Annotated in this window: 22 protein-coding genes and 1 riboswitch; of the genes, 17 read left to right on the top strand and 5 right to left on the bottom strand. The window is 71.1% G+C overall.

Annotated features, from left to right (window positions below):
- Window positions 1-185 precede the first annotated feature (185 nt).
- A riboswitch (cobalamin riboswitch) is annotated at window positions 186-362 on the bottom strand.
- A 305-nt stretch (window positions 363-667) separates the two neighbouring features.
- Window positions 668-1,003 carry a hypothetical protein gene (locus IW248_RS08940; protein WP_196926555.1) on the bottom strand — a complete coding sequence of 112 codons (336 nt, stop codon included), beginning with the start codon at window positions 1,001-1,003 and terminating at the stop codon, window positions 668-670.
- A gap of 128 nt (window positions 1,004-1,131) precedes the next feature.
- On the opposite strand from IW248_RS08940, the gene IW248_RS08935 reads away from it, so the two are divergent.
- Window positions 1,132-1,713: an RNA polymerase sigma factor gene (locus IW248_RS08935; RefSeq protein WP_124822304.1), complete on the top strand. Its 582-nt coding sequence runs from the start codon at window positions 1,132-1,134 to the stop codon at window positions 1,711-1,713.
- Window positions 1,706-2,419 (top strand): hypothetical protein, encoded by a 714-nt coding sequence (locus tag IW248_RS08930; protein WP_196926554.1) that lies wholly within the window; start codon window positions 1,706-1,708, stop codon window positions 2,417-2,419. The genes IW248_RS08935 and IW248_RS08930 overlap by 8 nt, the downstream gene beginning before the upstream one ends.
- Window positions 2,420-2,838: 419 nt before the next feature.
- On the opposite strand, the gene IW248_RS08925 is transcribed toward IW248_RS08930, so the two are convergent.
- Entirely contained in the window at window positions 2,839-3,480 is a 642-nt protein-coding gene (locus tag IW248_RS08925) for a TetR/AcrR family transcriptional regulator (protein ID WP_196926553.1), read from the bottom strand.
- 257 nt (window positions 3,481-3,737) lie between these two features.
- On the opposite strand from IW248_RS08925, the gene IW248_RS08920 reads away from it, so the two are divergent.
- From IW248_RS08920 to ileS, 6 genes are all read left to right on the top strand, one after another.
- Window positions 3,738-4,472, top strand: a complete 735-nt coding sequence (locus tag IW248_RS08920; protein ID WP_196926552.1) for an SDR family NAD(P)-dependent oxidoreductase — start codon at window positions 3,738-3,740, stop codon at window positions 4,470-4,472.
- 35 nt (window positions 4,473-4,507) lie between these two features.
- A complete protein-coding gene (locus IW248_RS08915; RefSeq protein ID WP_196926551.1) occupies window positions 4,508-5,131 on the top strand; it encodes an NADPH-dependent F420 reductase in 624 nt (207 codons plus the stop codon).
- A gap of 473 nt (window positions 5,132-5,604) precedes the next feature.
- Complete coding sequence (locus IW248_RS08905; RefSeq protein ID WP_231396239.1) at window positions 5,605-6,090, top strand: hypothetical protein; 486 nt, start codon at window positions 5,605-5,607, stop codon at window positions 6,088-6,090.
- A 308-nt stretch (window positions 6,091-6,398) separates the two neighbouring features.
- A complete protein-coding gene (locus tag IW248_RS08900; RefSeq protein ID WP_196926549.1) occupies window positions 6,399-7,190 on the top strand; it encodes a metallophosphoesterase in 792 nt (263 codons plus the stop codon).
- Window positions 7,191-7,210: 20 nt separating this feature from the next.
- Window positions 7,211-7,873: a hypothetical protein gene (locus tag IW248_RS08895; RefSeq protein ID WP_196926548.1), complete on the top strand. Its 663-nt coding sequence runs from the start codon at window positions 7,211-7,213 to the stop codon at window positions 7,871-7,873.
- A gap of 284 nt (window positions 7,874-8,157) precedes the next feature.
- The gene (ileS, locus tag IW248_RS08890) at window positions 8,158-11,304 is read left to right on the top strand and encodes an isoleucine--tRNA ligase (protein WP_196926547.1); all 3,147 of its coding nucleotides are present in this window, start codon (window positions 8,158-8,160) and stop codon (window positions 11,302-11,304) included.
- A gap of 19 nt (window positions 11,305-11,323) precedes the next feature.
- Here the strand turns inward: ileS and IW248_RS08885 are convergent, their stop codons facing one another.
- Window positions 11,324-12,562 (bottom strand): MFS transporter, encoded by a 1,239-nt coding sequence (locus IW248_RS08885; protein ID WP_196926546.1) that lies wholly within the window; start codon window positions 12,560-12,562, stop codon window positions 11,324-11,326.
- 160 nt (window positions 12,563-12,722) lie between these two features.
- On the opposite strand from IW248_RS08885, the gene IW248_RS08880 reads away from it, so the two are divergent.
- Together IW248_RS08880 and IW248_RS08875 are read left to right on the top strand one after the other, a co-directional pair.
- Window positions 12,723-13,712 carry a LacI family DNA-binding transcriptional regulator gene (locus IW248_RS08880; protein ID WP_196926545.1) on the top strand — a complete coding sequence of 330 codons (990 nt, stop codon included), beginning with the start codon at window positions 12,723-12,725 and terminating at the stop codon, window positions 13,710-13,712.
- 92 nt (window positions 13,713-13,804) lie between these two features.
- On the top strand, window positions 13,805-14,506 hold the full coding sequence (locus IW248_RS08875; protein ID WP_196926544.1) for an alpha/beta hydrolase: 702 nt from the start codon (window positions 13,805-13,807) through the stop codon (window positions 14,504-14,506).
- A gap of 54 nt (window positions 14,507-14,560) precedes the next feature.
- Here the strand turns inward: IW248_RS08875 and IW248_RS08870 are convergent, their stop codons facing one another.
- Window positions 14,561-15,685, bottom strand: coding sequence for an FUSC family protein (locus IW248_RS08870; RefSeq protein WP_196926543.1), 1,125 nt, complete (start codon window positions 15,683-15,685; stop codon window positions 14,561-14,563).
- Window positions 15,686-16,244: 559 nt separating this feature from the next.
- Window positions 16,245-16,874 carry a TetR/AcrR family transcriptional regulator gene (locus IW248_RS08865; RefSeq protein WP_196926542.1) on the bottom strand — a complete coding sequence of 210 codons (630 nt, stop codon included), beginning with the start codon at window positions 16,872-16,874 and terminating at the stop codon, window positions 16,245-16,247.
- A gap of 66 nt (window positions 16,875-16,940) precedes the next feature.
- Here IW248_RS08865 and IW248_RS08860 point away from each other — a divergent pair, with 66 nt between their 5' ends.
- From IW248_RS08860 to IW248_RS08830, 7 genes are all read left to right on the top strand, one after another.
- Entirely contained in the window at window positions 16,941-18,104 is a 1,164-nt protein-coding gene (locus IW248_RS08860; protein WP_196926541.1) for an FAD-dependent oxidoreductase, read from the top strand.
- A 169-nt stretch (window positions 18,105-18,273) separates the two neighbouring features.
- On the top strand, window positions 18,274-19,056 hold the full coding sequence (locus IW248_RS08855) for an LppM family (lipo)protein (RefSeq protein ID WP_196926540.1): 783 nt from the start codon (window positions 18,274-18,276) through the stop codon (window positions 19,054-19,056).
- A gap of 145 nt (window positions 19,057-19,201) precedes the next feature.
- A complete protein-coding gene (locus IW248_RS08850) occupies window positions 19,202-19,537 on the top strand; it encodes a hypothetical protein (RefSeq protein ID WP_124815279.1) in 336 nt (111 codons plus the stop codon).
- An 11-nt stretch (window positions 19,538-19,548) separates the two neighbouring features.
- Window positions 19,549-20,157 carry a glycine zipper family protein gene (locus IW248_RS08845; RefSeq protein WP_196926539.1) on the top strand — a complete coding sequence of 203 codons (609 nt, stop codon included), beginning with the start codon at window positions 19,549-19,551 and terminating at the stop codon, window positions 20,155-20,157.
- The gene (locus tag IW248_RS08840; protein ID WP_196926538.1) at window positions 20,154-20,852 is read left to right on the top strand and encodes a carboxypeptidase-like regulatory domain-containing protein; all 699 of its coding nucleotides are present in this window, start codon (window positions 20,154-20,156) and stop codon (window positions 20,850-20,852) included. The genes IW248_RS08845 and IW248_RS08840 overlap by 4 nt, the downstream gene beginning before the upstream one ends.
- Window positions 20,853-20,875: 23 nt before the next feature.
- Window positions 20,876-22,138 (top strand): phage tail sheath family protein, encoded by a 1,263-nt coding sequence (locus IW248_RS08835; protein WP_196926537.1) that lies wholly within the window; start codon window positions 20,876-20,878, stop codon window positions 22,136-22,138.
- A 1-nt stretch (window position 22,139) separates the two neighbouring features.
- Window positions 22,140-22,622, top strand: coding sequence for a phage tail protein (locus tag IW248_RS08830; RefSeq protein WP_124815287.1), 483 nt, complete (start codon window positions 22,140-22,142; stop codon window positions 22,620-22,622).
- Window positions 22,623-23,250: the final 628 nt, after the last annotated feature.

The raw sequence follows: 23,250 nt of genomic DNA, 5'->3' as shown, positions 1-23,250 counted from the left end.
CCGGTACGACGGCCCGGGCGAACGGCGCACCGACGCGGGCGTCGGGGCCGGACAGCGTCGGGCGATCAGCTCAACGGTGCCGGTGGCCGGTGTCCTTGGAACGCACTGCCTGGAGCGCAATACGACGATGATCGTCGATGAATGAGACGCCGTGCGTCATCGGGTCCTCCTCGGGTGTCCACGCCCTGGGGTACGTCCCGACGGCCGAAGTATCCTGGCTTCCGGATCGACGCTCTCCCCCGGCCTTCCAACCGCAGACACACGGCCGTGACTCACGAGGGGGGATCGCTCCCCGGTGACAGTGGCGGGACCGCGTCGGAATTGCACCGACTTCCTTCACTGCCGTCAGGCCGCGAATGCTGCCACACCGCCGCGCCGCCGGTCAACGCGGACCCCGGCGTCGCCCGGCCACGCCCACCACATTGACCTGCGGAAATATCGGTGCGCGGGGGTCGAGTGTTGCCGTGGCAGGGGTGGGGTGGGGTGGTGCGGTAGCAGGGGGCGAGTGTCCACGCGGGCCCTTTGGAGCTGATGTCGTAAACGATTCAGCCGCCTTGACTCCCGGCTGGGACGTACGGCGATGTCACCAACGATTCAGCTCCAAAGGAGCCGAACGACACACGCCCGGAGCGAAGCGACGCCCGCCCAGGGCCGAGCGACGCCAGGGTCAGCGGGCGTGGCGTTCCGGGTGGGCCCGGCTCCAGGTCCGCATCCGCTCCGGGTAGCCGGTGCGCGCTGCCTCGTACAGCGGCACCGCGTGCTTGCGGGCGATAGTGCCGGCCGCACGCGGCGTTCCGGTACGGCGGCGGATCCACTCGCCGTCGTGGGCGATCGCCACCACCGTGGTGTCCGTCGCGGTCGTCTCCGGCTCCAGGTAGAACTCCACCCCGCGCCGGGTGGCGACGAACGCCTCCAGCGCCGCGAGGTCGTCGCGGGTCGCCTCCCGGTCCAGCTTCGTCGGGGTTGCCTCGGCACCCCGCGACCGGCGGTTGAACCAGCTCATGCCCCGCCCCTCTCCTCGACGCCCCTCCAGTGCAGCACCCATTCCTGGCAATACGCTGCACGCCGGATGGGAGACAGCTGACCTGCGTCGGGAAGGCCGGGTGGAACCCGCGGCGGGTGGGCGGTGTCATGAGTGTGATCCGAACGGAGGCTCCCCTGGACGACGAGGCGCTCGTCACCCGCGCTCGGGCAGGTGACCTGGAGGCGTACAACCTCCTGGTCGCCCGGCACACCGCGTCCGCGTACCGGACGGCGGTGCTGCTCGGCGCCGGCTCGGACTCCGAGGACGTCATCCAGGAGGCGTTTGTGAAGGCGTACCGGAAGTTGTCCCGTTTTCGCGGCGACTCGTCGTTCCGGTCGTGGCTACTCACGATCGTCGCCAACGAGACCCGCAACCTGCACCGCTCCCGTGGCCGGCGCGACGGGCTCGTCCTGCGAGCGGCGGCAGCGGACCCGGCCTCCGAGGTCGTCGAGGACGACGCGGTCGGCGCGGTCCTCGCCGGGGAGCGCCGGGCGTCGCTGGTGCAGGCCCTGCGACAACTGCCGGTACGCGACCGTGAGGTGATCGTCTGCCGATTCTTCCTCGATCTCACCGAGGAGGAGACGGTGGCGGCTCTGGGCTGGCCCCGGGGCACTGTGAAGTCGCGCACGTCCCGGGCGCTGGCGAAGCTTCGCGGCCTGCTCGACAGTGCGGAGGTCCGGCATGGGTGACCTCGAACGGGAACTGCGTGACCTTTCCGCCTGGCTGGAAACGCCCGAGCCGCCCGACGTGCGCGCCCAAGTCCGCGCACGGCTCGACAGGCCCGCGCGTCGGTGGCGTGCGCTCGTCGCGGCGGCGCTCGTCGCCCTGATCGTGGCGGTGGTGTTGCCGCCGACGCGGGTGGCCATCGCCGACGCCGTCGCGGGGCTGCTGCGCTTCGCCGGTGTCAGCATCGCCACCGCGCCCGCCCCGACGCCGCCCGGCGGCACCGCGTCGCCGTTGCCCGGGCAGCGGGCCGTCGCCCTGGACGAGGCGCAACGGGCAGTACGGTTCCCGATCCGCCTGCCGGCGAGGCTGGGCCCACCCGAGCGGGTGCTGGTCGCCGGTCCGGACGCCACGGGCCGGTACCGGGTGGCGACGCTGCTCTACGACGGGGGCGCGCTGCGTGTCGACGCGTTCGACGGTCGCCTCAACCTGTCCTTTCACAAGGAGGTCATCCCGCCGGGTGCGGAGTGGGTCCAGGTCAACGGCGACTTCGCCGTGTGGGTCGACGGCCCACACGTGCTGTCCTACGTGGATCGGGCGGGCGGAATCCGCAGTGAGACCGCCCGACTGGCCGCCTCGACCCTGATCTGGCAGGACAACGACGTGAGCTACCGGCTCGAGGGCGACCTCACCAAGACCGAGGCGATCGAGATCGCGGGCTCACTGCGCTAGGCCGTGTCTTCAATGGTTCACAACCATTGGAGTAGCGCGGCCATAGTGACTGCGGCCTGGAATGAGGTCGTGGTCTTGTCGTAGCGGGTCGCGACGCTGTGGCACTGCTTGAGCGACGTTCGACGACGTTGCGTCGTTTGTAGAGCTGCCTGTCGAACGTCGGTGGCCGGCCGCCACGGTTGCCGCGTCGGCGGCGGTTGGCCTGCTGGTCGGCGCTTTCAGGGATCAGGCCGTCGCGGGCGAGGTGAATCTTGGTGGTCAGTGCACCTCGACTTTGACCGAGGGCGTGATCTTATGGTTCGTCCGATTCTCGGCGCCCCCTTTAGCGCCAGCGGCGTGCTGGTGGCCTCGCACGATCCGCTGGAGTCGACCGACACCAGCCAGTCGATGTCCCCGTCCGCGCCGGCCCGGTCGGGCCGTCATTGGCCTCTCACCACAACGGGAGCAGACCCGGTGGTTCCGCGGTCATTGCTGGGCTGCCGAGGAGATGACGCGGGGATGGCGTTGTCGATGAGGACGGCGGCGATGGCGGCGGCGGTGGGGAAGGATTCGCTGTTGAGGACTCGGGTGCGGGCCGAGGCGCCGTCGATGAGCAGCGCCAGTTGTTCGCCGAGTTGTTCGGGGTTGCTGGCGCCGGCTTCGCGGGCGGTTTCGGTGAGTCGGGCGGCGATGGCGGTCTTGTAGTCGCGTGCGTACTGGGATGCGGGGTGTTGAGGGTCGTGGAGTTCGACGGCCGCCGCGATGTAAGGGCACAGGGGCGTGGAGGCGGGAATCTCGAAGGCGGCGAGGAGTCGTTCGCGGGGTGTGAGGTCGGTTCGGTCGAACACTCCGGGCATGACGTCGGGATCGAATCGGCGCAGGTATTCGGCGACGAGTTCGTCCTTGCTGGTGAAGTGCTTGTAGGCCGTGCGCTTGGACACCTGGGCCACGGCGCAGAGGTGGTCCATGCCGGTGCGGTTGATGCCGTGATCGCGGAATAGCTGCTGTGACGCGCTGAGGATGCGTTCGCGTGCGCCCCTGCCGCGGCGTCGGCCCTGGGGGCCCTTCTCCAACTCCGTCATGCCTTCAGTATAGGTCGCTGGGTACAGACCAGTATACATAGCTAGCGTTCGAGTTGATCATCCGTTCGCAAGGTCAGAGCGGTCCCGATGGTCGTCGGTGCGCCATGGCGCGCCGGGCGTTCCGCAGCGGGGTCGGTACCGACCGGTGTACGTAGCTTGCGCGCCGATCGGCAACCGGGTACGTTACGTACACCGCTTGGTGTGCATAAGAACCAAACCGAGCTGTTTCGAATACCCATCAATTCAACGGAGTGATCGTGGGAAAGCTCGATGGCAAGGTAGCGGTGATCACCGGCGGATCCACCGGCATGGCACTGGCCGGCGCCAGACTGTTCGTCGAGGAAGGAGCGCACGTCTTCATCCAGGCCCGGCGGCAGGAAGCACTCGACGACGCCGTCAAGCTGATCGGCCGCAACATCACCGCCGTCCAGGGTGACGCGGCCGAACTGGACGACCTGGACCGCTTGTACGACACCGTCAAGCGAGAAAAAGGCTCGATCGACGTGCTGTGGGCCAGCGCCGGGATGGGCGAACCCGCCGTCCTCGGCGAGATCACCGAGGAACAGTTCCACCGCGCCTTCTGGCTCAACGCGCGCGGCACCCTGTTCACCGTGCAGAAGGCACTGCCGTTGATCAACGACAACGGCTCGATCTTCATGACCGGATCCAACGCCTCGCTGGGCGCCTTCCCCGGCTGGAGCCTCTACGCGGGAAGCAAAGCCGTCCAGCAGGCATGGGCCCGCGTCTGGCTCAACGAACTGCGCGACCGCAAGATCCGGGTCAACGTCCTGACCCCCGGCCAGGTCGCCACCGCCAAGCAGGAAGAACTGTTCGACGAGGCAACCAAGGCCGCATTCGAGTCCCTCATCCCCCGGGGAAAGATGGGCCGCCCCGAAGAAATCGCCACCGTCGCCCTGTTCCTCGCCTCCGACGACTCCAGCTACGTCAACGGCCTGGAACTGGTCGCCGACGGCGGCACCACCGCCATCTGAACCACACACCACGAATCAGGAAGAGAGCAGACCTCATGAGCAGCATCACCCTCATCGGTACGGGGAACATGGCCCGTACCATCGGCACGCTCGCGGTGGCGGGCGGTAACACCGTCGAGATCATGGGACGCGATCAGTCCAAGGTCGATGACCTGGCCAAGGCTCTGGGCGGCGGCGCGACTACGGGCAAGTGGGGCGCCGTCCCGGCCGGGGACATCGTCATCACGGCCCTGTTGTACGACGGTGTCGTTCCGGTCGTCGCCGAGTACGGAGACGCCCTCGCGGGCAAGGTCATCGTCGACATCAGCAACCCCTTCAACGCCACGTTCGACGGACTGGCCCACAGCGAGGAGACCTCGATCGCGCAGGAAGTTGCCAAGGTGGCCCCGGCCAGCGCCAGCGTGGTGAAGGCATTCAACACCATCTTCCGTAACGTCCTGGAGAAGGGCCGGCCCAACGTCTTCATCGCTGGTGACAATGCGCAGGCAAAGGCAGGCGTGGCGGTGTTCGTCGAGAGCCTCGGGCTGCGCCCGCTGGACGTCGGCGGCCTGAAAATGGCGCACTGGCTGGAAGGGCTGGGCGTGGTCACGGTGGGCCTCGCCGGCAACGGGGTCGGCCACTGGGACTTCGCCCTCGGCGTCAACGAATTCAGCGGCTGAGCCCCGGGGCCGAGCAGGCGGCGAACAGGGCGCCGTCCGGTGCTGCTGTGAACCGTCGCGGCGGCGGCGACCAGCGCCGCGGGCGCTAAAGGCAAGGGCTACAGCTCCAAGGCGATCCGGGCAGACCTGCGCCGGCGCGGTATCGGGCACACGATCCCTGAACGCGCCGACCAGCAGGCCAACCGCCGCCGACGCGGCAACCGTGGCGGCTGGCCACCGACGTTCGACAGGCAGCTCTACAAACGACGCAACGTCGTCGAACGTCGCTCAAGCAGTGCCACAGCGTCGCGACCCGCTACGACAAGACCACGACCTCATCCCAGGCCACAGTCACTATGGCCGCGCTACTCCAATGGTTGTGAACCTTTGAAGACACGGGCCTAGGAACCTGGCGCGTCCGGGCGGTGTCGGAAAGAGGCGACGGGTCCTCGACGCGTACTGGAAGGGGCGGGATGGTTTCCTGGGGCAGGTTGATGCTGGCATCCTCGATGGTCCTGCTGGCGGGGTGCACCACCACAACCAGCGGGGCGGCGCCGACGGCGGGTGCGGCCACCACGGCGGGCACCGCGACCGCCTGCGCGGCACGGGTCGAGACGGGGTCCCTGCCGGACTGGGCGGACGCCGGCTTCAGCGGGGACGCGCGGGTTCCGCACGTCTTCGGCGCGAAGGGTGACATCGTGGCGGTGTTGTTCGCCCATCCGCTGCGCCAGGTCCGGACGGACGGGTCGAACAACAAGATCCTGTGGGTGGCTCGCGCCGCCACGACCTCGCCCGACCCGACGGCACCGGCAACATTGGTGATCACCGCGACACTGGACGGCACCGACACCCGGGTGACCCGGGAGGTCGCCGGCGGGCCAGGGCCGTCGATCATCGACCTGCCGCAGGCCGGGTGTTGGCGCCTCGACCTGCGCTGGTCCGGGCACACCGACACGATGGACCTGGTCTACGCCCCCTGAGCTACCCCGGTCTCCGCGATGGCCTCGAGCGGCACGGGATCGGCTATGTGCTGGCCCGTCCTGGCCGTCACCGTTCCCGCCGCCGGAGCGTACGGCCGACCGGCGACTGACCCTGCGGCGGCTCGATGTGCTCCGTCGGTGATTCCCTGCCAAAGAATGGCAGGCACTGGTTGTCGGCCAGCGGTACCTCCTATCGTGGCGGCCATGGTGACGCTCGACGAGACGATGCGGCGTTTGGCCGCCGACCGGGACGAGGAACGGTGCTCGGCGGATGCGGCGGTTGACCTGGGTGAGCTGGCGGCAGCGGCATGACGCCGCTGTACGTGGTGGCGGACATCCACGGTCACCGGTCCGAGTTCCGGGAGTGCCTTCGCCAGGTGGGGCTCGTCGACCACACCGGGCACTGGTCCGGGGGCGGCGCGCGGTTGTGGCTGCTCGGTGACTACGTCGATCGCGGCCCGGACGGTATCGGCGTCATCAACGACATCCGGCGGCTCGCCGTCTCCGCAGCTGCGGTGGGCGGCCACGTCGGGGCACTGTTGGGTAACCACGAGGTGCAGCTGCTCGCCGCGCAGCGGTTCGGCACCAGGCCCGTTGCCGGGTGGGACGAGCCCGGCGGGTTTCGCGGTGGTTGGGCCCGGTTCGGCGGGCGGGAGAAGGACCTGCGCCAGCTGACGCCACAGCATGTCGAGTGGATGACGCGGCTGCCCGCGGTCGCGGTCGTCGACGGGTTCCTGCTCGTTCACTCCGACACCATCCGATACCTGGAACTTGGATCCGGTGTGGCCGCCGTGAACGCGGCAGTCGCCACGGCTCTCGGCTCCAGCGACCCCTCGGCGTGGCTGGACTTTTGTGACCGGATGAGCGATCGGGGTGCCTTTCGTGACGCCGTGCAGGCGAACCCCGACGATCCGGTGTCGCTGATGCTGCGCACACTCGGAGGCGACGTGCTCGTCCACGGCCACAGCACCCTCACCAAGCACTTCGGCGTGGCGCCGCGGGATGTCACAGTCGCGCTGCGGTACGCCGACGACAGGGTCATCGCCATCGACGGCGGCGTCCATGAGGGCGGCCGGATCCTGCTCACCCGACTCCGCTGACAGTGGCTAGGCTGCCCGACGTGCTGGAGGACGTGCGGACGGCGGCCCGCAACAACGCCGAATGGTGCGACATCGTCTGCGGCAGCCACGAGCTGGCCGGCCGTACCGACGCTGACGCCTGGTCGCTCCCCCACCGTTCGCCACAGTGGTACCCGGACGCGGTCACCCTGCGGCCGCGCGTCGACGCCGAGGCCCTGCTGGCCCGGATCGACGCGGGGCCCGGCGCGTCGGTGAAGGACAGCTTCGCCGACCTCGACCTGTCCGGGTACGGGTTCCGGGTGCTCTTCGACGCGCAGTGGATCCACCGGCCACCGTTGGCGCCACCTCTCGATCCACCGCTGACCCCGGTCACCACTCCCGACGACCTGGCGTCCTGGGCGGCGACACACGGCGGCGGGGAGTTGTTCCGCCCCGCGCTCCTGGCCGACCCCCGGGTACGGGTGCTCGCCCGCCACGACGACCGGGGTGTGATCACCGGTGGAGCGGTGCTCAGCGGCGACGGTCCGTACGGCGTCTCGAACCTGTTCACCCGCACCGACGACTCCCGGGACATCTGGCGCGCGGTGTGCGCCACCCTGCCCCACGCGCCGCTGGTCGGCTACGAAACCACAGCGGACCTGACGCCGGCGCTCTCCGCTGGCTTCACCACCACCGGCCCTCTCCGCATCTGGCTGCACGGCTAGGGCCTGGCACTCCGGCCACTGCTCCGCGCGCGGACAGCTATGCTGGACGGCATCGGCACCGATCCGGCCATCACCGGGGAGCCTCCGGAAGAACGGGCAGTTCAACTGCCCCAGTAGAACCGGACGTAGCGGCACGTCACGTCGCAGAATTGAGCGGCGCCCGCACCATCGAGGCGCAAGCGGGGTGGTACCGCGGAGTCCTGGCCATACGCCCGGCGCTTCGTCCCCGCGTGGGCAGTGAGCTGATGCCCGCGCAGCGGATGTGAAGTGTAGGGAGAACGTCGGTGCCGGACGGTCCATCGAAGTCGCCATTCGTGCCACTGCCCACCAAGATCGACTTTGGTGCGCTGGACCGCACGGTCATCGAGTGGTGGCAGGCCAACAACGTGTTCAACCGGAGTCTGGAGCAGACCGCCGACGGCCCGTCGTGGGTGTTCTACGAGGGACCGCCGACCGCCAACGGCACGCCGGGCACCCACCACATCGAGGCGAGGGTCTTCAAGGACCTCTTCCCCCGCTACCGGACGATGCGCGGCTTCTCGGTGCCCCGCCGTGCCGGCTGGGACTGTCACGGCCTGCCGGTCGAACTCGCGGTCGAGAAGGAGCTGGGGCTCGGCGGCAAGCCCGACATCGAGAGAATGGGCATCGCGGAGTTCAACGCCCTGTGCCGCACCTCGGTGCTTCGGCACGTCGACGAGTTCGTCGAACTCAGCGAACGTATGGGGTATTGGATCGACCTGGAGCATCCGTACGAGACGATGTCCCCGGAGTACGTGGACAGCGTCTGGTGGTCACTGAAGCAGATCCACGACGGCGGGCGCCTGGTGGAGGATTTCCGGGTCGCGCCGTACTGCACCCGCGACGGCACGACCCTGTCCGACCACGAGGTGGCGCAGGGGTACGAGACGGTCGTCGACCCCTCCGTGTACGTGCGGTTTCCGGTGCGCGGGGAAGTAGCCGGACACAGCGGTGTCGACCTGCTGATCTGGACCACCACCCCGTGGACCCTGGTGTCCAACACCGCCGTCGCCGTACACCCCAGCGTGACGTACACGGTCGCCCGCACCGAGCGGGGCACGTTCGTCGTCGCCGAACCGCTGACCCGGCGGGTACTCGGCGACGAGGCGGAGATCCTGGCGACCGTACCGGGGTCGGCCCTGGAGGGTTTGCGGTACGAGCGACCGTTCGACCTGGTGGACATCCCGGACGCGCACCGGGTGGTCCTCGCGGAGTACGTCACGACCGAGGACGGCACCGGCCTGGTGCACCAGGCGCCGGCCTTCGGCGCGGACGACCTCGCCGTCTGCCGCGCGTACGGGTTGCCACTGGTGAACCCGGTCGCCCCGAACGGGCGGTTCAACGACGGCATCGACCTGGTCGGCGGCGTGTTCTTCAAGGACGCCGACGCGTTGCTCATCGACCGTCTCAGGGAGTCTGGTCGGTTGTTCCGGCATGAGCCGTTCGAGCACCCCTACCCGCATTGCTGGCGGTGCCACACCCCGCTGATGTACTACGCGCAGCCGTCCTGGTACATCCGGACCACCGAGGTCCGCGACGAGCTGACCCGGGAGAACGAGAACACCAACTGGTTCCCGGAGCACATCAAACACGGCCGGTACGGCGACTGGCTGAAGAACAACATCGACTGGGCGGTGTCCCGCTCCCGGTACTGGGGTACGCCGCTGCCGCTGTGGCGGTGCCCGGACAACCACGTGACAGCCGTCGGTTCCCGCACCGAGCTCGGCGAGCTGGCCGGCGCCGATCTGTCCGAGCTGGATCCGCACCGCCCGTACGTCGACGACATCACCTTCGCCTGCCCGGACTGCGGCTTGACCGCCACCCGGGTCCCCGAGGTGATCGACGCCTGGTACGACTCCGGCGCGATGCCGTTCGCGTCGTTGGGCTACCCCCACGTGCCGGGTAGCAAGGAAATCTTCGAGCGCACCTACCCGGCCCAGTACATCTGCGAGGCCATCGATCAGACCCGCGGGTGGTTCTACACGCTGATGGCGGTGGGCACGCTGGTCTTCGACAGGTCCCCGTACGAGAACGTCGTCTGCCTCGGGCACATCCTGGCCGAGGACGGCCGCAAGATGAGCAAACACCTGGGCAACATCCTGCTGCCGATCCCGTTGATGGACACGCACGGCGCCGACGCCGTGCGCTGGTTCATGGCCTGCTCCGGCTCACCGTGGTCGCCGCGCCGGATCGGGCCCGGCCCACTCGACGAGATCGTCCGCAAGGTCTTGATGACCTACTGGAACACCGCGGCGTTCTTCTCCCTCTACGCGGCGAACACGACGTGGGCGCCGCACCTGGCGCAGCCGGTCGCCCAGCGACAGGTGTTGGACCGCTGGATCGTCGGCGAGGTCCACGCCCTCGCGGCCGCCGTGGACGAACGTTTGCAGAACTACGACACGGCGCGCGCCGGCCGACTGCTCGCCGACTTCATCGACGACCTGTCGAACTGGTACGTGCGGCGGTCGCGGCAGCGTTTCTGGGAGGGCGACCCCGACGCGCTCACCACCCTGTACGAGTGCCTCGACATCCTCACACGGCTGCTCGCGCCGTTCATTCCCTTCGTCACGGAGGAGGTGTGGCAGCAGGTCGTCCGGCGGGGAGCCGCGTCGGCCCCGGAGTCGGTGCACCTGGCCACCTGGCCCACACCCGACACCACACTGATCAGCACGGAGCTGTCGGCCCAGGTGGCCACGGCGCGGGCGTTGGCTGAGGCGGGCCGGTCCGCGCGTAAGACGAGCAGTCTGCGGATCCGTCAGCCGTTGAGCCGGGCGCTCGTGGGGCTGCCCGCCGGCACCGTTCTCCCGCAGGCGTTGCTGGACGACATCGGCGACGAGTTGAACGTCAAGGTCCTCGAACCGCTCGATCCCCAGAGCGGGATCATCGACGTGCAGGTCAAAGCGAACTTCCGGACCCTGGGCCGCCGGTTCGGCAACCGCACCCAGCACGTCGCGAAGGCCATCGCCGGCGTGGCCGCCCGGGAGTTGGTCGACGGCGTTCGGGCGAACGGGACGTACCCGCTGTCGGTCGACGGCGCGCAGGTCGAGGTGGGCCTCGACGACATCCTGATCACGGAGGTGCCGCGCACCGGTTGGGTCGTGGAGTCCCAGCGCGGGGCGACGATCGCGTTGGACACCGAGATCACCCCCGAGCTGGCGGCCGAGGGCGTCGCACGCGACGTCGTCCGCATCGTTCAGCAGGCCCGCCGCGAAGCCGACTTCGAGGTCTCCGACCGGATCACGGTGGCGATCGCCGCGCCCGCCGACGTCGCGGCGGCAATCTCCACGCATCAGAAGCTCATCGCGCACGAGACCCTCGCGCTCCAGCTGACGATCGTGGACGCGTTGTCGGAGGGTTTCTCCGGCACCGTGGGCGACGGCCACGAGATTGTCGTACACGTCGTGCGGGCCTGAGCGGCAGCGGGGTGGGAGGTCAACGGGGCTGGGTCGGCGGGCGCAGCACGGGCACCAGCAGCAGGGTCGGCAGCAGCAGCAGCGGCACCACCAGCAGTGCGCGCAGGGTGCCGACCTCGTCGCCGATCAGCCCCAGCAACGGCGGGCCACCGAGGAACGCTGTGTAGCCGATCACCGCGACCACGCTCACCCGCACCGCCGAGTGCGCCTCGTCGTCGGCCGCCGCGCTCATCCCGACCGGGAAGCCCAGCGACGCACCGAGGCCCCACAGCGCGACGCCGATGATGGCCACCGGTCCGGAGCCGGCCAGCACGGCCAGGCCGGCTCCGACCACGGCGAGGCCGATGGTGCCGCTGAGCACCGGCACCCGACCCCACCGGTCCAGCGCGACCGTGCCGGCGGTACGCCCGACGGTCATGCCCACCACGAAGACAGCGAAGACCGCCGCGCCGGCGGCTTCGCTCAGATCCCGTCCGTCGATGAACGCGACGGCCAGCCAGTCGTTGGCCGCGCCTTCGGTGAACGCCGCCACCAGCACGAACAAGCCGATCAGCAGGGTGCGCGGCTCCCGCCAGGCGGCGAGTTGCGCCCGGCGGCGGGCAGCCGGGGTGGCGTCCGCCGGATCACCGGTGTGATCGCTGCCCACGGGCAGGAACGTCCGGGCGGCGAGCGCGGTGCCGGCCAACACCACCACCGCCACCGCGACGAGATGCGCGCCGACCGACACGTCGAACCGGGCCGCCCCGGCGCCGAGCACCGCTCCGGCCACCGAACCGAGGCTCCACCCCGCGTGGAAACGGGGCATGATCGTACGACCCAGCCGCCGTTCCACCGCCGCGCCCTCGATGTTCATCGCCACGTCGCAGGCGCCGGAGCCGTAGCCGAGCGCGACCAACCCCACGGCGACGACGGCGAACGACCCGGTTGTCGTGGCGCCCAGCCCCGCCACGGTCAGACCGACCGCGACCAGCACGGTGGCCATCGTGACGGTGCGGGCCGCGCCGAATCGCTGGGCGAGCAGGCCGGAGGTGGGCATGGCGAGCAGCGCGCCGACGCTCATCGCCAGCAGCAGCAACCCGAGTCGGCCGGCGGAGAGGTCCAACGCCTCACGGACCGCCGGGACGCGGGAGAACCAGCTGCCGACGGCCAGCCCGTTGAGGGTGAAGGTGACAGCGACGCCGTTGCGGGCGAGCCGCACCGTCCGCAGGGTTGGCGAGGCGATGTCCGGGGTCACGGGTCGACTGGTGGGGGCGCTCACGAGGGTGGGTCCTCTTTCTCGGGGTGATCTCCTCGCACGATCGCACACCTGAGAGCGCTACCACCACAAGCGGCAACCGCCCCTTACCGCTGCTGGTTCGGGAGGGGCATGATGTGAGCAGGCGTTGGTCCGACCGGACGGGCCGCCGCGGGAGGCGACGATGACGACAGCGGCACACCGGCCGGCCACTCTCGAGGACGTGGCCCGGGTCGCCGGCGTGTCCCGGTCCACGGCGTCGCGGGTGATCGCCGGCACGGGGTTCGCCTCGCCGACCGCTCGGGAACTGGTCACGGCGGCCGTCGACCAGCTCGGCTACGTGCCCAACCCGGCCGCCCGGGCGTTGGTCCGCGGCGGCGGCGTACGCCTGGTCGTGGCCGTTCTGGGCACCAGCGCCGCGGTGCTGGACGACCCGTACGTGCACCAGGTGGTGGGCTCGGCCGCCCGGGTGTGCACGCCCGCCGGTGTCGGGGTGGCGCTGCACTGGCTGCCGTTCGGCGACCCCCGCAGCCTCGACCAGCTCGACGGGGACCGCAGCGTGTGCGGGGTGATCCTGGTCAACACCACCGAGGAGCTGCTGGAGGCGGTGCCGCGGTCGCTGCGCGGGCGGGTGGTCTCGATCGGCGTCGGCTCAGCGACGGTGCCGTCGTTCGACGTCGACAACGCCGCCGGCTCCGAAGCGGTGCTGCGCCACCTGTACGCCTCGGGTCGCCGCCGGATCGCCATGGTGACCGGCCCCCGGTGGCTGCCCTGCGCGCAACGCCCCGTGCAGACGTACCGCCGACTCATGGCCGAGGCCGGACTACCGGAGCGGATACTGCCAGGGGACTTCCGGGCGCCGCGGGGTCGGACGGCGGCCGGCGAGGCGCTGCGCCGCTGGCCGGACATCGACGCGATCTACGCGATCAGCGACGACACCGCGCTCGGGGTGATCGCGGGCCTGCGGGACGCCGGTGCGCGGGTGCCCGGCGACGTCGCGGTGGCCGGCTTCGACGACATCCCGTTGGCCGGGATGACCGCCCCGGCGCTGACCACGGCGAGTCATCCGGTGGGGCGGATCGCCGTCGCCGCGGCCACCGCCCTGCTGGACGGGCGCCCGGCTGCTCCGGTGACCCTCTTCCCGTCCGCCCTGGTGGCTCGGGCCAGCGCCTGAGTCGACGCTCAGCCGAGAACGTCGACGGTTAACCCCGCACGGGCCGGGTAACCGCGTCGGACCCTTCCGTCCACCGCGAGGAGCGCCCACTCGTGTCCGACTCCGCGCCGTCGCACTGGGAGTCGCCGCCGAGCCCCCGGGACGGCCGGTTGACCGCCCGCCGCCACCCGCCGGTGGCACCGGGCCGCACCGGGCTCGTGCCGATGACCGGCCCCGACGGGGACCGGCTGGCCCTGGGGTACGTCCCGGAGCCGGCGACCGACGGTTCGGCGTACCGGTTGGTGCTGCTCCTGCACGGTGCGGGCGGCTCGGCGCGACAGGGACTGGACCTGCTGTTGCCCGTCGCGGACGCGCAGCACCTGCTGCTGGTCGCCCCGGACTCGTCGGCAGCCAGTTGGGACCTGATCGCCGGCGGCTTCGGGGCGGACGTGGGGCGAATCGACGGGCTGCTGAGGGCCGTCTTCGACACCTACCCGGTGTCCGACGTCGCGGTCGGCGGCTTCTCCGACGGCGCTTCGTACGCGCTGTCGCTGGGCCTGGCGAACGGGGATCTGTTCGACGCGGTGCTGGCCTTCTCCCCCGGTTTCGCCGCGCCGCCGGTCACCCACGGCCGGCCACGGGTCTTCGTCTCACACGGCGTCGACGACCGGGTGCTGCCCATCGACGTGTGCAGCCGCCGCCTCGTCCCCCACCTGCATGACCTCGGTTACGACGTGACCTACGAGGAGTTCCCCGGCGGCCACGACATCCCCGCCCCGATCCGCGACTCCGCCACCACCTGGCTCACCACGTAACCAGCCCCGCCCCCGGGCTGGGGGCGCGGGAGCCGCTGCTGATCGGTGCGGGCGTCAGACCGGGGGGAGGCCGAGGGCGTCGTCGACGCGGGCGAGGACGGCGGCGTCGTCCTCCGGGTTGACGCCGCGCAGCAGGTCGATGGCCGTGGCCCGGACCTGACCGATGATCATCGCTAGGGGGAGGGTCTGCGTGGAGCCGAAGAGCTGCCCGGCGGCGTGCACGGCGGCCAACGCCGACTCGTCGGCCCGGGCAGCGTGCTGGTCGGCGGCCTCCTCCTGCCCGTTCAGGTCGGCGGCGAGAGCGGCACCGGCCGCACGGACCGCCTCGGCCAGTGACCGCAGGGCGGCGCCCAGCTCCGCCGGGGCCGGGGTGTGCAGCCGGCTGAGGGTCACGCCCGCACGGGCCAGCACTCGGACGTTGCGGACCGCGTAGTCGATCTGGCGGATCGACTCGTCCACCGAGCGCAGCCGACCGATGTGCTGACGTCGACGGACGTTGAGCCGCAGCGCCTCACCGGCGGCCAGGACCCCGTCGCGCAGCCCGTCCACCCGGCCGTCCATCCCCCGGGCCTGCCTCAGTGCGGCGACCGCCGCCGGTTCGTCACGGTCGTCCAGCGCGTCGGCGATCACACCGAGCAGCCCGGCCAACTCGTCGAAGGTCCGTCGCACCTCGGCGACAAGCGGAGCCAGCGGATGCCGGGCGTCGACCAGGAGGCTGGCCGCGAGCGCGACCGCGCCGCCGACCAGCGCGTCGACGAAGCGGAACGGCACCAACGACCCGTCCGGCGGTGCGACCACCACCAGGTAGAGCGCGGAAACGGCCGCCTGCACCAGCGTCACGCCGGTGGCGCCGAAGGCCACCGCGAGGAGGACGGTGAGCAGGATGACGGTGAAGACCGTCCAGGTGCTGCCCGGGCCGAGCGCCTGTACCACCAGGTCCGCGACGAGCACCCCGGCGGCGACCCCGAGAACGACCTCGACTGCTCGGCGGATGCGCTGCCCCCGGGCCTGACCGAGGACGATCAGCGCGGCGGCCGGCGCGAAGAACGGCTGCGGGTGCCCGAGCATCCGGGTGGCCAGCAGCCAGGCCACGGTCGCCGCGACGGTCGCCTCCAGCACCGGCCGCCAACCGTGCCGCAACCGCCCGCCGGCCGTCCGCAGGCCGCTGAACCGCACCACTTCCTACCCCCCACCCTCTCCTACCCGTGCCAGCCGACCTGCCGTGCCCCGGTCCACCGCCACACCGCCGACCCGCCACCACACCGCACCGCGCCATCACCCCACCACCCACACCGCCGGCCCCGGCACCGCGCCACCCACACAGCCGACCCCGGCACCACACCGCACGACCACTCCGCCACCAGGCGGTCAGCTCACGACACCACGCCACCGGCTCGCGGTGCCGGGGCGGCGACCTACCGCAGCATGTCGTCCGCTCTCCCTTTGGAGCTGATGCCGTAGACGAATCAGGCTCGATGTCGTAAACGAGTCAGCTCCAAAGGGCCCGACCACGGCACCACGACGGCGGCCCACGGCGTCCCAAGGCGATCGTCTCCCATCACGCGTCTGACCTGATCACCGGGCTGCTTCGCGCCCCCGCCAGGGGCGCCAGCGCAGCGACGGGCCCGTGGGCCGCCAGACCCACCCGCCGCCAGACCGGCCCGCCGCCGGACCCCCGCGCCGCCAGGCCGCGCAGCGCCAGGGCCGGTTACCAACTCGACGACCAGCGCCGGTCGGGTCAGCTTCCGGTGAGGGCGCGCAGCAGCGTACGGACGGCGGCGCTCAGGTCGGCGCGGCTGGCCGCGGTGCCGGGCTGCGGGGCGCTGAGCGCGCCGGCACCGGCCAGCCGGTCGAAGAGCAACCCGTCCACGAACGCGACGAACTGGTCTCCCTGCCGATCGGGGTCGGTCGCCCCGGCCCGGGTCAGCAGGTCCCGGGCCTGTACCCGCAGACCGGTGCCGTGTTGCAGGATGCCGCGCAGCTCGGGCCGGTGCACCGCCTCCAGCAGGCAGGCGTAGCGGGCGAGGCTCCGGCTGCGTCCGGTGCTCAACCAGCGGTCGAGCACCTCGGCGACGCCGGCGGCGAGCGCGTCGAGGTCGTCGCCGTCCAGCCGGGGAGCGGGGGTCGGGGGTGGCGGGCCGGTCGGTAGGTCGTACGCGGCCAGGTCGGCCCGGTCCCGGTCGGCGAGTCGTCCCACCACCGCCTCGATCAGCGCCTGACGGGTCCGCAGGTACGCGGAGGTGGTGCCCGGCGGCACTTCGGCGCGGCTGTCGACCGCCCGGTGGGTCAGGGCTCGCATGCCACCGTCGGCGATCAGTTCGATGGCCGCGTCGGTCAGCGTCGCGATCCGGTTCGCCCGCGCCGTCATGGCAGTTCTCCTTCAGTGGGTCCGCAGGTAGTATCCTCCTTCTACAGCTGTAGAAGGAGGACCGACGTGGACGACTCACACGCGGTGGTGGTGGGCGGCGGCATCGGCGGGTTGAGCGCGGCGCTCGCCCTGCACCGGCACGGATGGCGGGTCACCGTGCTGGAGCGCGCCCCCGAGCTGCGCGAGGTCGGCGCCGGTCTGAGCCTGATGGCCAACGCGGTGCGCGCGTTGGACGCCCTCGGCCTCGGCCCGGCCCTACGCAGGGGTGGACACGGCGAGGCACCCGGTGGAATGCGCAACCGGCACGGGCGGTGGCTGTCCCGGGTGGACGCCTCCGAGATGATCCGGCAGCTGGGCACCACGGCGCTCGGCGTACACCGGGCCACGCTGCACCGCACCCTGCGCGAGGCCCTGCCCGCGTCGTCCCTGCACACCAACGCCACGGTGGAGCACGTCGAGTCCGGCCCGGACCACGCTGAGGTGCGCTACCAGGGGCCCGACGGCCCGCACACCCTCACCGCCGATCTGGTGGTCGGCGCCGACGGCCTGCGCAGCCGGGTCCGCGCCCAGCTCTGGCCGCAACACCCCGGCCCGGTGTACGCCGGATCGACGACGTGGCGGGCGGCCATCGCGTTTCCGGACCCGATCCCGGCCGCGATCACCTGGGGCCCGGGAGCCGAGTTCGGCATGGTGCCGATCGGTGACGGTCAGCTCTACTGGTACGGCGCGGTGAACGCCCCGCCCGGCGGCCACGCCCCCGACGAACTGGCGGCCGTGCGGGAGCACTTCGGCGGCTGGCACGACCCCATCCCGGCGCTTCTCGCGGCGACCCCGCCCGAAGCCGTCCTGCGTAACGACATCCACTACCTGGCTGCGCCGCTGCCCTCGTACGTGCGGGGGCGGGTGGCGCTGCTCGGCGACGCCGCCCACCCGATGACGCCCAACCTCGGGCAGGGTGCCGGGCAGGCGATCGAGGACGCGGTGGTGCTCGGCGCGGTCTGCGCCGGCGGCGCCGAGGGAGTGCCCGCCGCCCTGGCCGCGTACGACGAGCAGCGTCGACCACGCAGTCAGTCCGTTGCCCGTGCCTCCTACGTCGCCGGTCGGCTCGGACAGCAACTGCACAACCCGATTGCCTTCGCGATGCGGAACATCGCGTTGCGGCTCACCCCGGGCCGGGTCGCCCTGCGCAGCATGGCCCGCTACGCGGACTGGCGACCGCCAGCGGGCTGAGAGCGTCGCGGGCAAGCAGTTGCAACAGCAGCCGCCCCAAAGCTCCAGAATAGTCTTTCGGGTCGTCGTCGGAGCTAATCAAAGGCGACAGTGCGCCGGTACAATCGGCGACTTCATTGTGACTGATCGCTGACTGCTGATAATGAAAGCGATCACACACACTGAGCCCATGAACAGGAGAGTCAACCGCGGTAGGGCACTCCGCGTCGCGGTGTGTCTCCTTCTTCTCGCCGCGTTGAGCGGCTGCATGCAACTCAACATGGGGTTGACCATCAACGCCGACGACACGGTCGACGGGCAGCTCCTGCTGACGGCCCAGAAGTCGGTGCTGAGCCAGCGTAACAAGAACCTCCCGGTCGCCTTCGCGGAGTTGCGGCAGAACATCCCCGCCCTACCGGCCGGCGAGGAAACCCTTTACCAGGACGACACTTTCTACGGCTCGCAGATCAGTTACCGCAAGGCGCCGCTGGCCGGTTTCGACACCGAGAGCGTGAAACTGGTTCGGGACGGCGACCTGTACCGCTTCACGCTGCCGCTCGACCCCAAGAAATATGGCGGAAAGGTTGCGGAGCAGAATCCGCAAAATCAACAGGCGTTCCTCAAGCTCATGTCGTTCGAGATCTCGGTGACATTTCCCGGCCGGGTGTTCGACAGCAATGGCACCGTCAACGGCCGTTCGGTCAGTTGGAAGGTCGATCCCAACCAGGAGAAGCCGACCGAGCTGCGGGCCGTGGCCGAGGCGCCGCCTCGACCGTCCACCTCGCCGGTTGCCGTCGGCGAGGAGGACGACGGCGGGTTCCCCTGGTTGCTGGCCGTCGGCGGTGTCCTCCTTCTGCTGCTGCTCGCCGCGGTGGGCGTACTCCTGGTGCGTCGCCGTCACCCCGCGGCGCCGGCCGCGCCCGGTCCGACCCCGCCGCCGGGCCCGCCCGCCGGCGCCCCGGGGCCCGGCTGATCCATCTGGTGGCCGGCTCAGCCGGCCACGCCCGGCCCCGGCCGCCTCGGACACGACGGCGACCGGCCCCGGTGCTCCCCGAGGGGGCGCCGGACCTCACCACCACCACATCCCGGTCGCACCATCGCAGAAAAGGGGGATCGTCATGAACGATCTCTTCACCTGGGCAGCCCTGGGGACCATCGCCGGCGCGAGCGCCGCCACCCTGCTGGCCACCAACGTCATCGGCGGGCTGATCGGCCCGAGCGGCGACAAGCTCCGCAAGTGGATCGCCATCGCCATCGCGCTGCTGCTGTCCTACGTGACAGCGGCGTTCGCCGACGACGCCGGCGGCGAGAAGTGGTTCATCGCGTTCTTCAACGCGCTTGTCATCTTCTCCGCCGCGCTCGGCGTCAACCAGTTCCCGCCCGGCAACCGACAGGCGACGCCGACCCAGGTCGCGAGCGGTCGCGAGCCCCGAGTCTTCCGTTCCTGGGTCTGAGGGGTGTCGTCATGGTCTTCGGAATTCTCAGCACGGCCATCCAGGTCGGCTTCGGCGCCCTGCTCGGTTTCCTCGCCGGTGGCCCGGTCGGGCTGCTGATCGGCGCCGTCGTGGGCCTGGTGATCGGCGCGGTCTTCGGCTGGTCGGTGGCCTCCGCCGGGGTGTACGCCTCGGACGCCCGCGGCATCTTCCTCTTCGTCGTCGACCACACCTGGAGTCTGCTCAACACTGTCGTCGGCGCCATCTACCTGACCGTGCACCTGATCTTCGGGCACTCGCTGGACCGGCCGACGTCGCTGGGCAGCGGTCGGGTCAGCGTGGTGGAGGGGGTCTCGACCAGGTACGCCACCACCATCGGCACCGTCTGCGCCGGCTCCAGCTCGGGCATCCAGCGGCACGAGGACGTGCACATCTTCCAGGGTCGCCTGCTCGGGCCGCTCTACATCCCGTTGGTGCTGGCCAACTACGTCCTGTTCACCATCGCGCCGGTGTGGCTGCTCTACCACGACCACACCAACGCGCCGATCAACCGTTTCACCAGGTACTTCGAGATCGGCGTCTACCCGCACGTGTGGAACGAGGCCATCGCGTACCGGATCCAGGGGACGCCACCGCGATGAGCACCCACGGGCGCGGACCGATCGAGACCGCCACCGCCGAGCTGGTCGCCTGGGTGACCGGCGCGGCGGGGGAACCCGTCCCGGTCGGCCCGCCCCGTGCCTGCGACGACGCCGACGGGCTCACCCTCTGGCCGATGGAGCTGCGCTCGGCCCGGCAGACCCGCTCCAGCGGCGCGGTCCGCGAACCGTACCGGTTCACGGTCCGCCACCTGCTCTGTGTGACCGGGCCGGCCGGGTTGCCCCGGCTGGACCGGGTGTTGACCGCCGCGACGAGCGACGGCAGGTATCCGGTCGTGCTGGAGGCCGGTGACGCGCCACTGTGGACGGCGTTCGGTACGGCGCCCCGACCGGCGCTGCTGATCGACGTGGCGACGCAGGTGGACCACCCGACTCCGGCCGCGCCGCCGGTGCTGCAACCACTGCGGCTGCGGCAACTCGACGTGCGCAGCCTCAGTGGGCGGGTGGTCGGCCCCCAGGACCAGCCACTGGCCGCGATGCGGGTCGAGCTTCCCGGCACCGGGTCCGCCACCCGCACCGACCCCGAGGGCCGATTCCTGATCGTCGGCGTCCCGCACGACCCCGAGCACCCGAGCCCGGTCCGGCTGCGGCTGACCGGCCGCGGGCTCGTCCTCACCGCCGACGTCGACCCGGCCGAGGACGACATCGTCATCGTCTGCGCGCCACCGACCCACTGACACCCACAGGCACAGGAGGACCGATGCCCAGTTACTTCTCCCCCGGCATCTATGTCGAGGAGGTCCCCAGCGGCGCCCGACCGATCGGGCCGGCGAGCACCAGCATCGCCGCCTTCGTCGGCGTCGCCCCGGACCGCTCCGCCCACCTGGGCAAGGCGGTGCCGGTCAACAACTGGACGGAGTTCCTGCGGCTCTTCGCCGGTGGGGAGCGGGTGGAGAGCACCCCGCTGGCCCGCGCGGTCTTCGGCTTCCTGGACAACGGAGGCGCCCGCTGCTGGGTGGTCAACGTCGGCGAGGGTGGCGCGATCACCGGCACCGGGCAGCGGCGCGGCGGTCTGCAACTGCTGGAGGCCGTCGACGAGATCTCCATCATCGCCGCGCCCGGCTTCCACGACGTGGTGTCGCACGAGGCGCTGCTCAGCATGGCCGAGCGCACCCGCACCATGGTGGCGATCTGCGACCCGGCACCGGACATCGACGACATCTCCGCGTTGACCCGGGTCGCCACGCCGTCCTCCGGAAAACCCCCCAAGCCCGCCGAGGGTACGGGCGGCGGCGCGGCCGGTGGTACCGGCGGCGGCCCGGCCCAGCCGGGCGGCTCCGGCGGCCACGAGGGGGCTGCCTACCGGCCGCGACAGTCCGAGTTCGGCGCGTTCTACTACCCGTGGCTGCGGGTACGCGACCCGATCAGCGGCGAGTTGGAACTCACCCCGCCGAGCGGGCACCTGGCCGGCATCTGGGCCCGCACCGATGCCCTGCGCGGGGTGCACAAGGCCCCGGCCAACGAGCCGGTGCGCGGCGCCGTCGACCTGGGCTACCTCGTCACCCGACCGGAACACGACGTGCTCAACCCCAAGGGCGTCAACGTGATCCGCTACTTCGCCGGCGAGGGCATCCGCGTCTGGGGCGCCCGTACGCTCGCCGCCGAGGCCAGCGAGTGGCGCTACCTCAACGTCCGACGTCTCAGCATCGCCATCGAGCAGGCCATCGCCAACGGCACCCGGTGGATGGTGTTCGAGCCCAACGACTTCACCCTCTGGCGTTCGATCCGGCGCGACATCGGGGCCTTCCTCACCCGGGTGTGGCGCGACGGCGCGCTGTTGGGGCGCAGCCCGGAGGAGGCGTTCTTCGTCAAGTGCGACGAGGAGACCAACCCGCCGGACGTGCGCGACGCGGGCATGGTGATCGCCCACATCGGCATCGCTGTCGTCAAGCCCGCCGAATTCGTGGTGTTCAAGCTGAGCCAGTGGGCCGGCGGCACCGAGACCGAGACGATCGGAGGCTGACATGCCCACCACCGCCACCCCGCAGCCCGGCGCCCCGGTCGACCCGTACCGGGCTTACAACTTCCGGCTGCTCATCAACGGCGTCACCAACGGCCACTTCACCGAGATGACCGGGTTGGAGGTGAACATCCCCGGGCAGCCGTACCGGGAGCACGGCCTGGGTCGGATGCGGATGGTGCCCGGTCAGGCCGAGTACGAGCCGGTGACGCTGCACTTCGGCATAACCGCCTCCCGCGAGTTGTGGGACTGGGTGAACGCCACCGCCCAGGGCACGCTCAACCGCCGCAACGTCTCCGTGGTGCTGCTGGACTCGGTCGGGACCGCCGAGGTGCTGCGCTGGAACCTGATCGACTGCTGGCCCACCCGGTGGCGCGGGATGCACCTCAACACGCTCAGCCACGAGATCGCCATCGCCTCGCTGACCCTGCGCTACGAGGGCCTGGAGCTGGAGACCGGCGGTGCCACCGCGCCGACGCCCGCGTAGCTGGCTGGCCGGCCGGCTGCGCGCGGCGGCCGGGGCGGTGCAGCGCCTCGCCGGTCGGGTCGAGCCCGCCGGACACCCTCCGCCGCCGTCGGAGACCCCCGTGCCGACACCGCGTCGTTTCGGGGAGCCTCCGCAGCACTGGCTGGACCTGGTCGCCGCCCACGCGCCGGGCCTGCTGCACGACCTGGACCTCGACCCACCCGCCGCGGAACCGATGGAGGGGCGCGATGACCCCGCCGATGGATCCGGCTTCGGCGACCGGGTCGACCGGGACGGGCCGGGCCGGTGGACCGCGGTTTCCCGAGCACCTCGGCCCGTCGGGGAGGGTGCCGGACTCCCCGCCGACTCGGTGGGTCGCCGTGCCCCCGGCACAGTGGGTCGCCGTGCCCCCGGCACAGTGGGTCGTCGTGCCCCAGACACGGGTAGTGGGTCCGGCCGCGCGACCAGCATGAGCGGGCCTGACCTGGCCGCGCACTCCGATGGGCGTGGCCGCCCAGCGTCCGCCCTGCGTGGCACGGCGGGTGACAACCCAACGGTGGTCGAGGCGTACGGCGTCCACGGGCCGGAGGCGGTGAGCGAGGACGGAAGGCCGCACGGATCGCACTCGACGGGTCCAACCGGGAGGTCG

Source organism: Micromonospora ureilytica, from assembly GCF_015751765.1.
Taxonomy (GTDB): Bacteria; Actinomycetota; Actinomycetes; order Mycobacteriales; family Micromonosporaceae; genus Micromonospora; species Micromonospora ureilytica.
This window is presented reverse-complemented; position numbering and strand designations above follow the sequence as displayed.

What these genes read in the sequence shown, in the direction of transcription:
- IW248_RS08940 (WP_196926555.1), bottom strand. Translation starts at nt 1,003, where the DNA reads ATGAGCTGGTTCAACCGCCGGTCGCGGGGTGCCGAGGCAACCCCGACG.
- IW248_RS08935 (WP_124822304.1), top strand. Translation starts at nt 1,132, where the DNA reads ATGAGTGTGATCCGAACGGAGGCTCCCCTGGACGACGAGGCGCTCGTC.
- IW248_RS08930 (WP_196926554.1), top strand. Translation starts at nt 1,706, where the DNA reads ATGGGTGACCTCGAACGGGAACTGCGTGACCTTTCCGCCTGGCTGGAA.
- IW248_RS08925 (WP_196926553.1), bottom strand. Translation starts at nt 3,480, where the DNA reads ATGACGGAGTTGGAGAAGGGCCCCCAGGGCCGACGCCGCGGCAGGGGC.
- IW248_RS08915 (WP_196926551.1), top strand. Translation starts at nt 4,508, where the DNA reads ATGAGCAGCATCACCCTCATCGGTACGGGGAACATGGCCCGTACCATC.
- IW248_RS08905 (WP_231396239.1), top strand. Translation starts at nt 5,605, where the DNA reads ATGCTGGCATCCTCGATGGTCCTGCTGGCGGGGTGCACCACCACAACC.
- IW248_RS08900 (WP_196926549.1), top strand. Translation starts at nt 6,399, where the DNA reads ATGACGCCGCTGTACGTGGTGGCGGACATCCACGGTCACCGGTCCGAG.
- IW248_RS08880 (WP_196926545.1), top strand. Translation starts at nt 12,723, where the DNA reads ATGACGACAGCGGCACACCGGCCGGCCACTCTCGAGGACGTGGCCCGG.
- IW248_RS08865 (WP_196926542.1), bottom strand. Translation starts at nt 16,874, where the DNA reads ATGACGGCGCGGGCGAACCGGATCGCGACGCTGACCGACGCGGCCATC.
- IW248_RS08855 (WP_196926540.1), top strand. Translation starts at nt 18,274, where the DNA reads ATGAACAGGAGAGTCAACCGCGGTAGGGCACTCCGCGTCGCGGTGTGT.
- IW248_RS08850 (WP_124815279.1), top strand. Translation starts at nt 19,202, where the DNA reads ATGAACGATCTCTTCACCTGGGCAGCCCTGGGGACCATCGCCGGCGCG.
- IW248_RS08845 (WP_196926539.1), top strand. Translation starts at nt 19,549, where the DNA reads ATGGTCTTCGGAATTCTCAGCACGGCCATCCAGGTCGGCTTCGGCGCC.
- IW248_RS08840 (WP_196926538.1), top strand. Translation starts at nt 20,154, where the DNA reads ATGAGCACCCACGGGCGCGGACCGATCGAGACCGCCACCGCCGAGCTG.
- IW248_RS08835 (WP_196926537.1), top strand. Translation starts at nt 20,876, where the DNA reads ATGCCCAGTTACTTCTCCCCCGGCATCTATGTCGAGGAGGTCCCCAGC.
- IW248_RS08830 (WP_124815287.1), top strand. Translation starts at nt 22,140, where the DNA reads ATGCCCACCACCGCCACCCCGCAGCCCGGCGCCCCGGTCGACCCGTAC.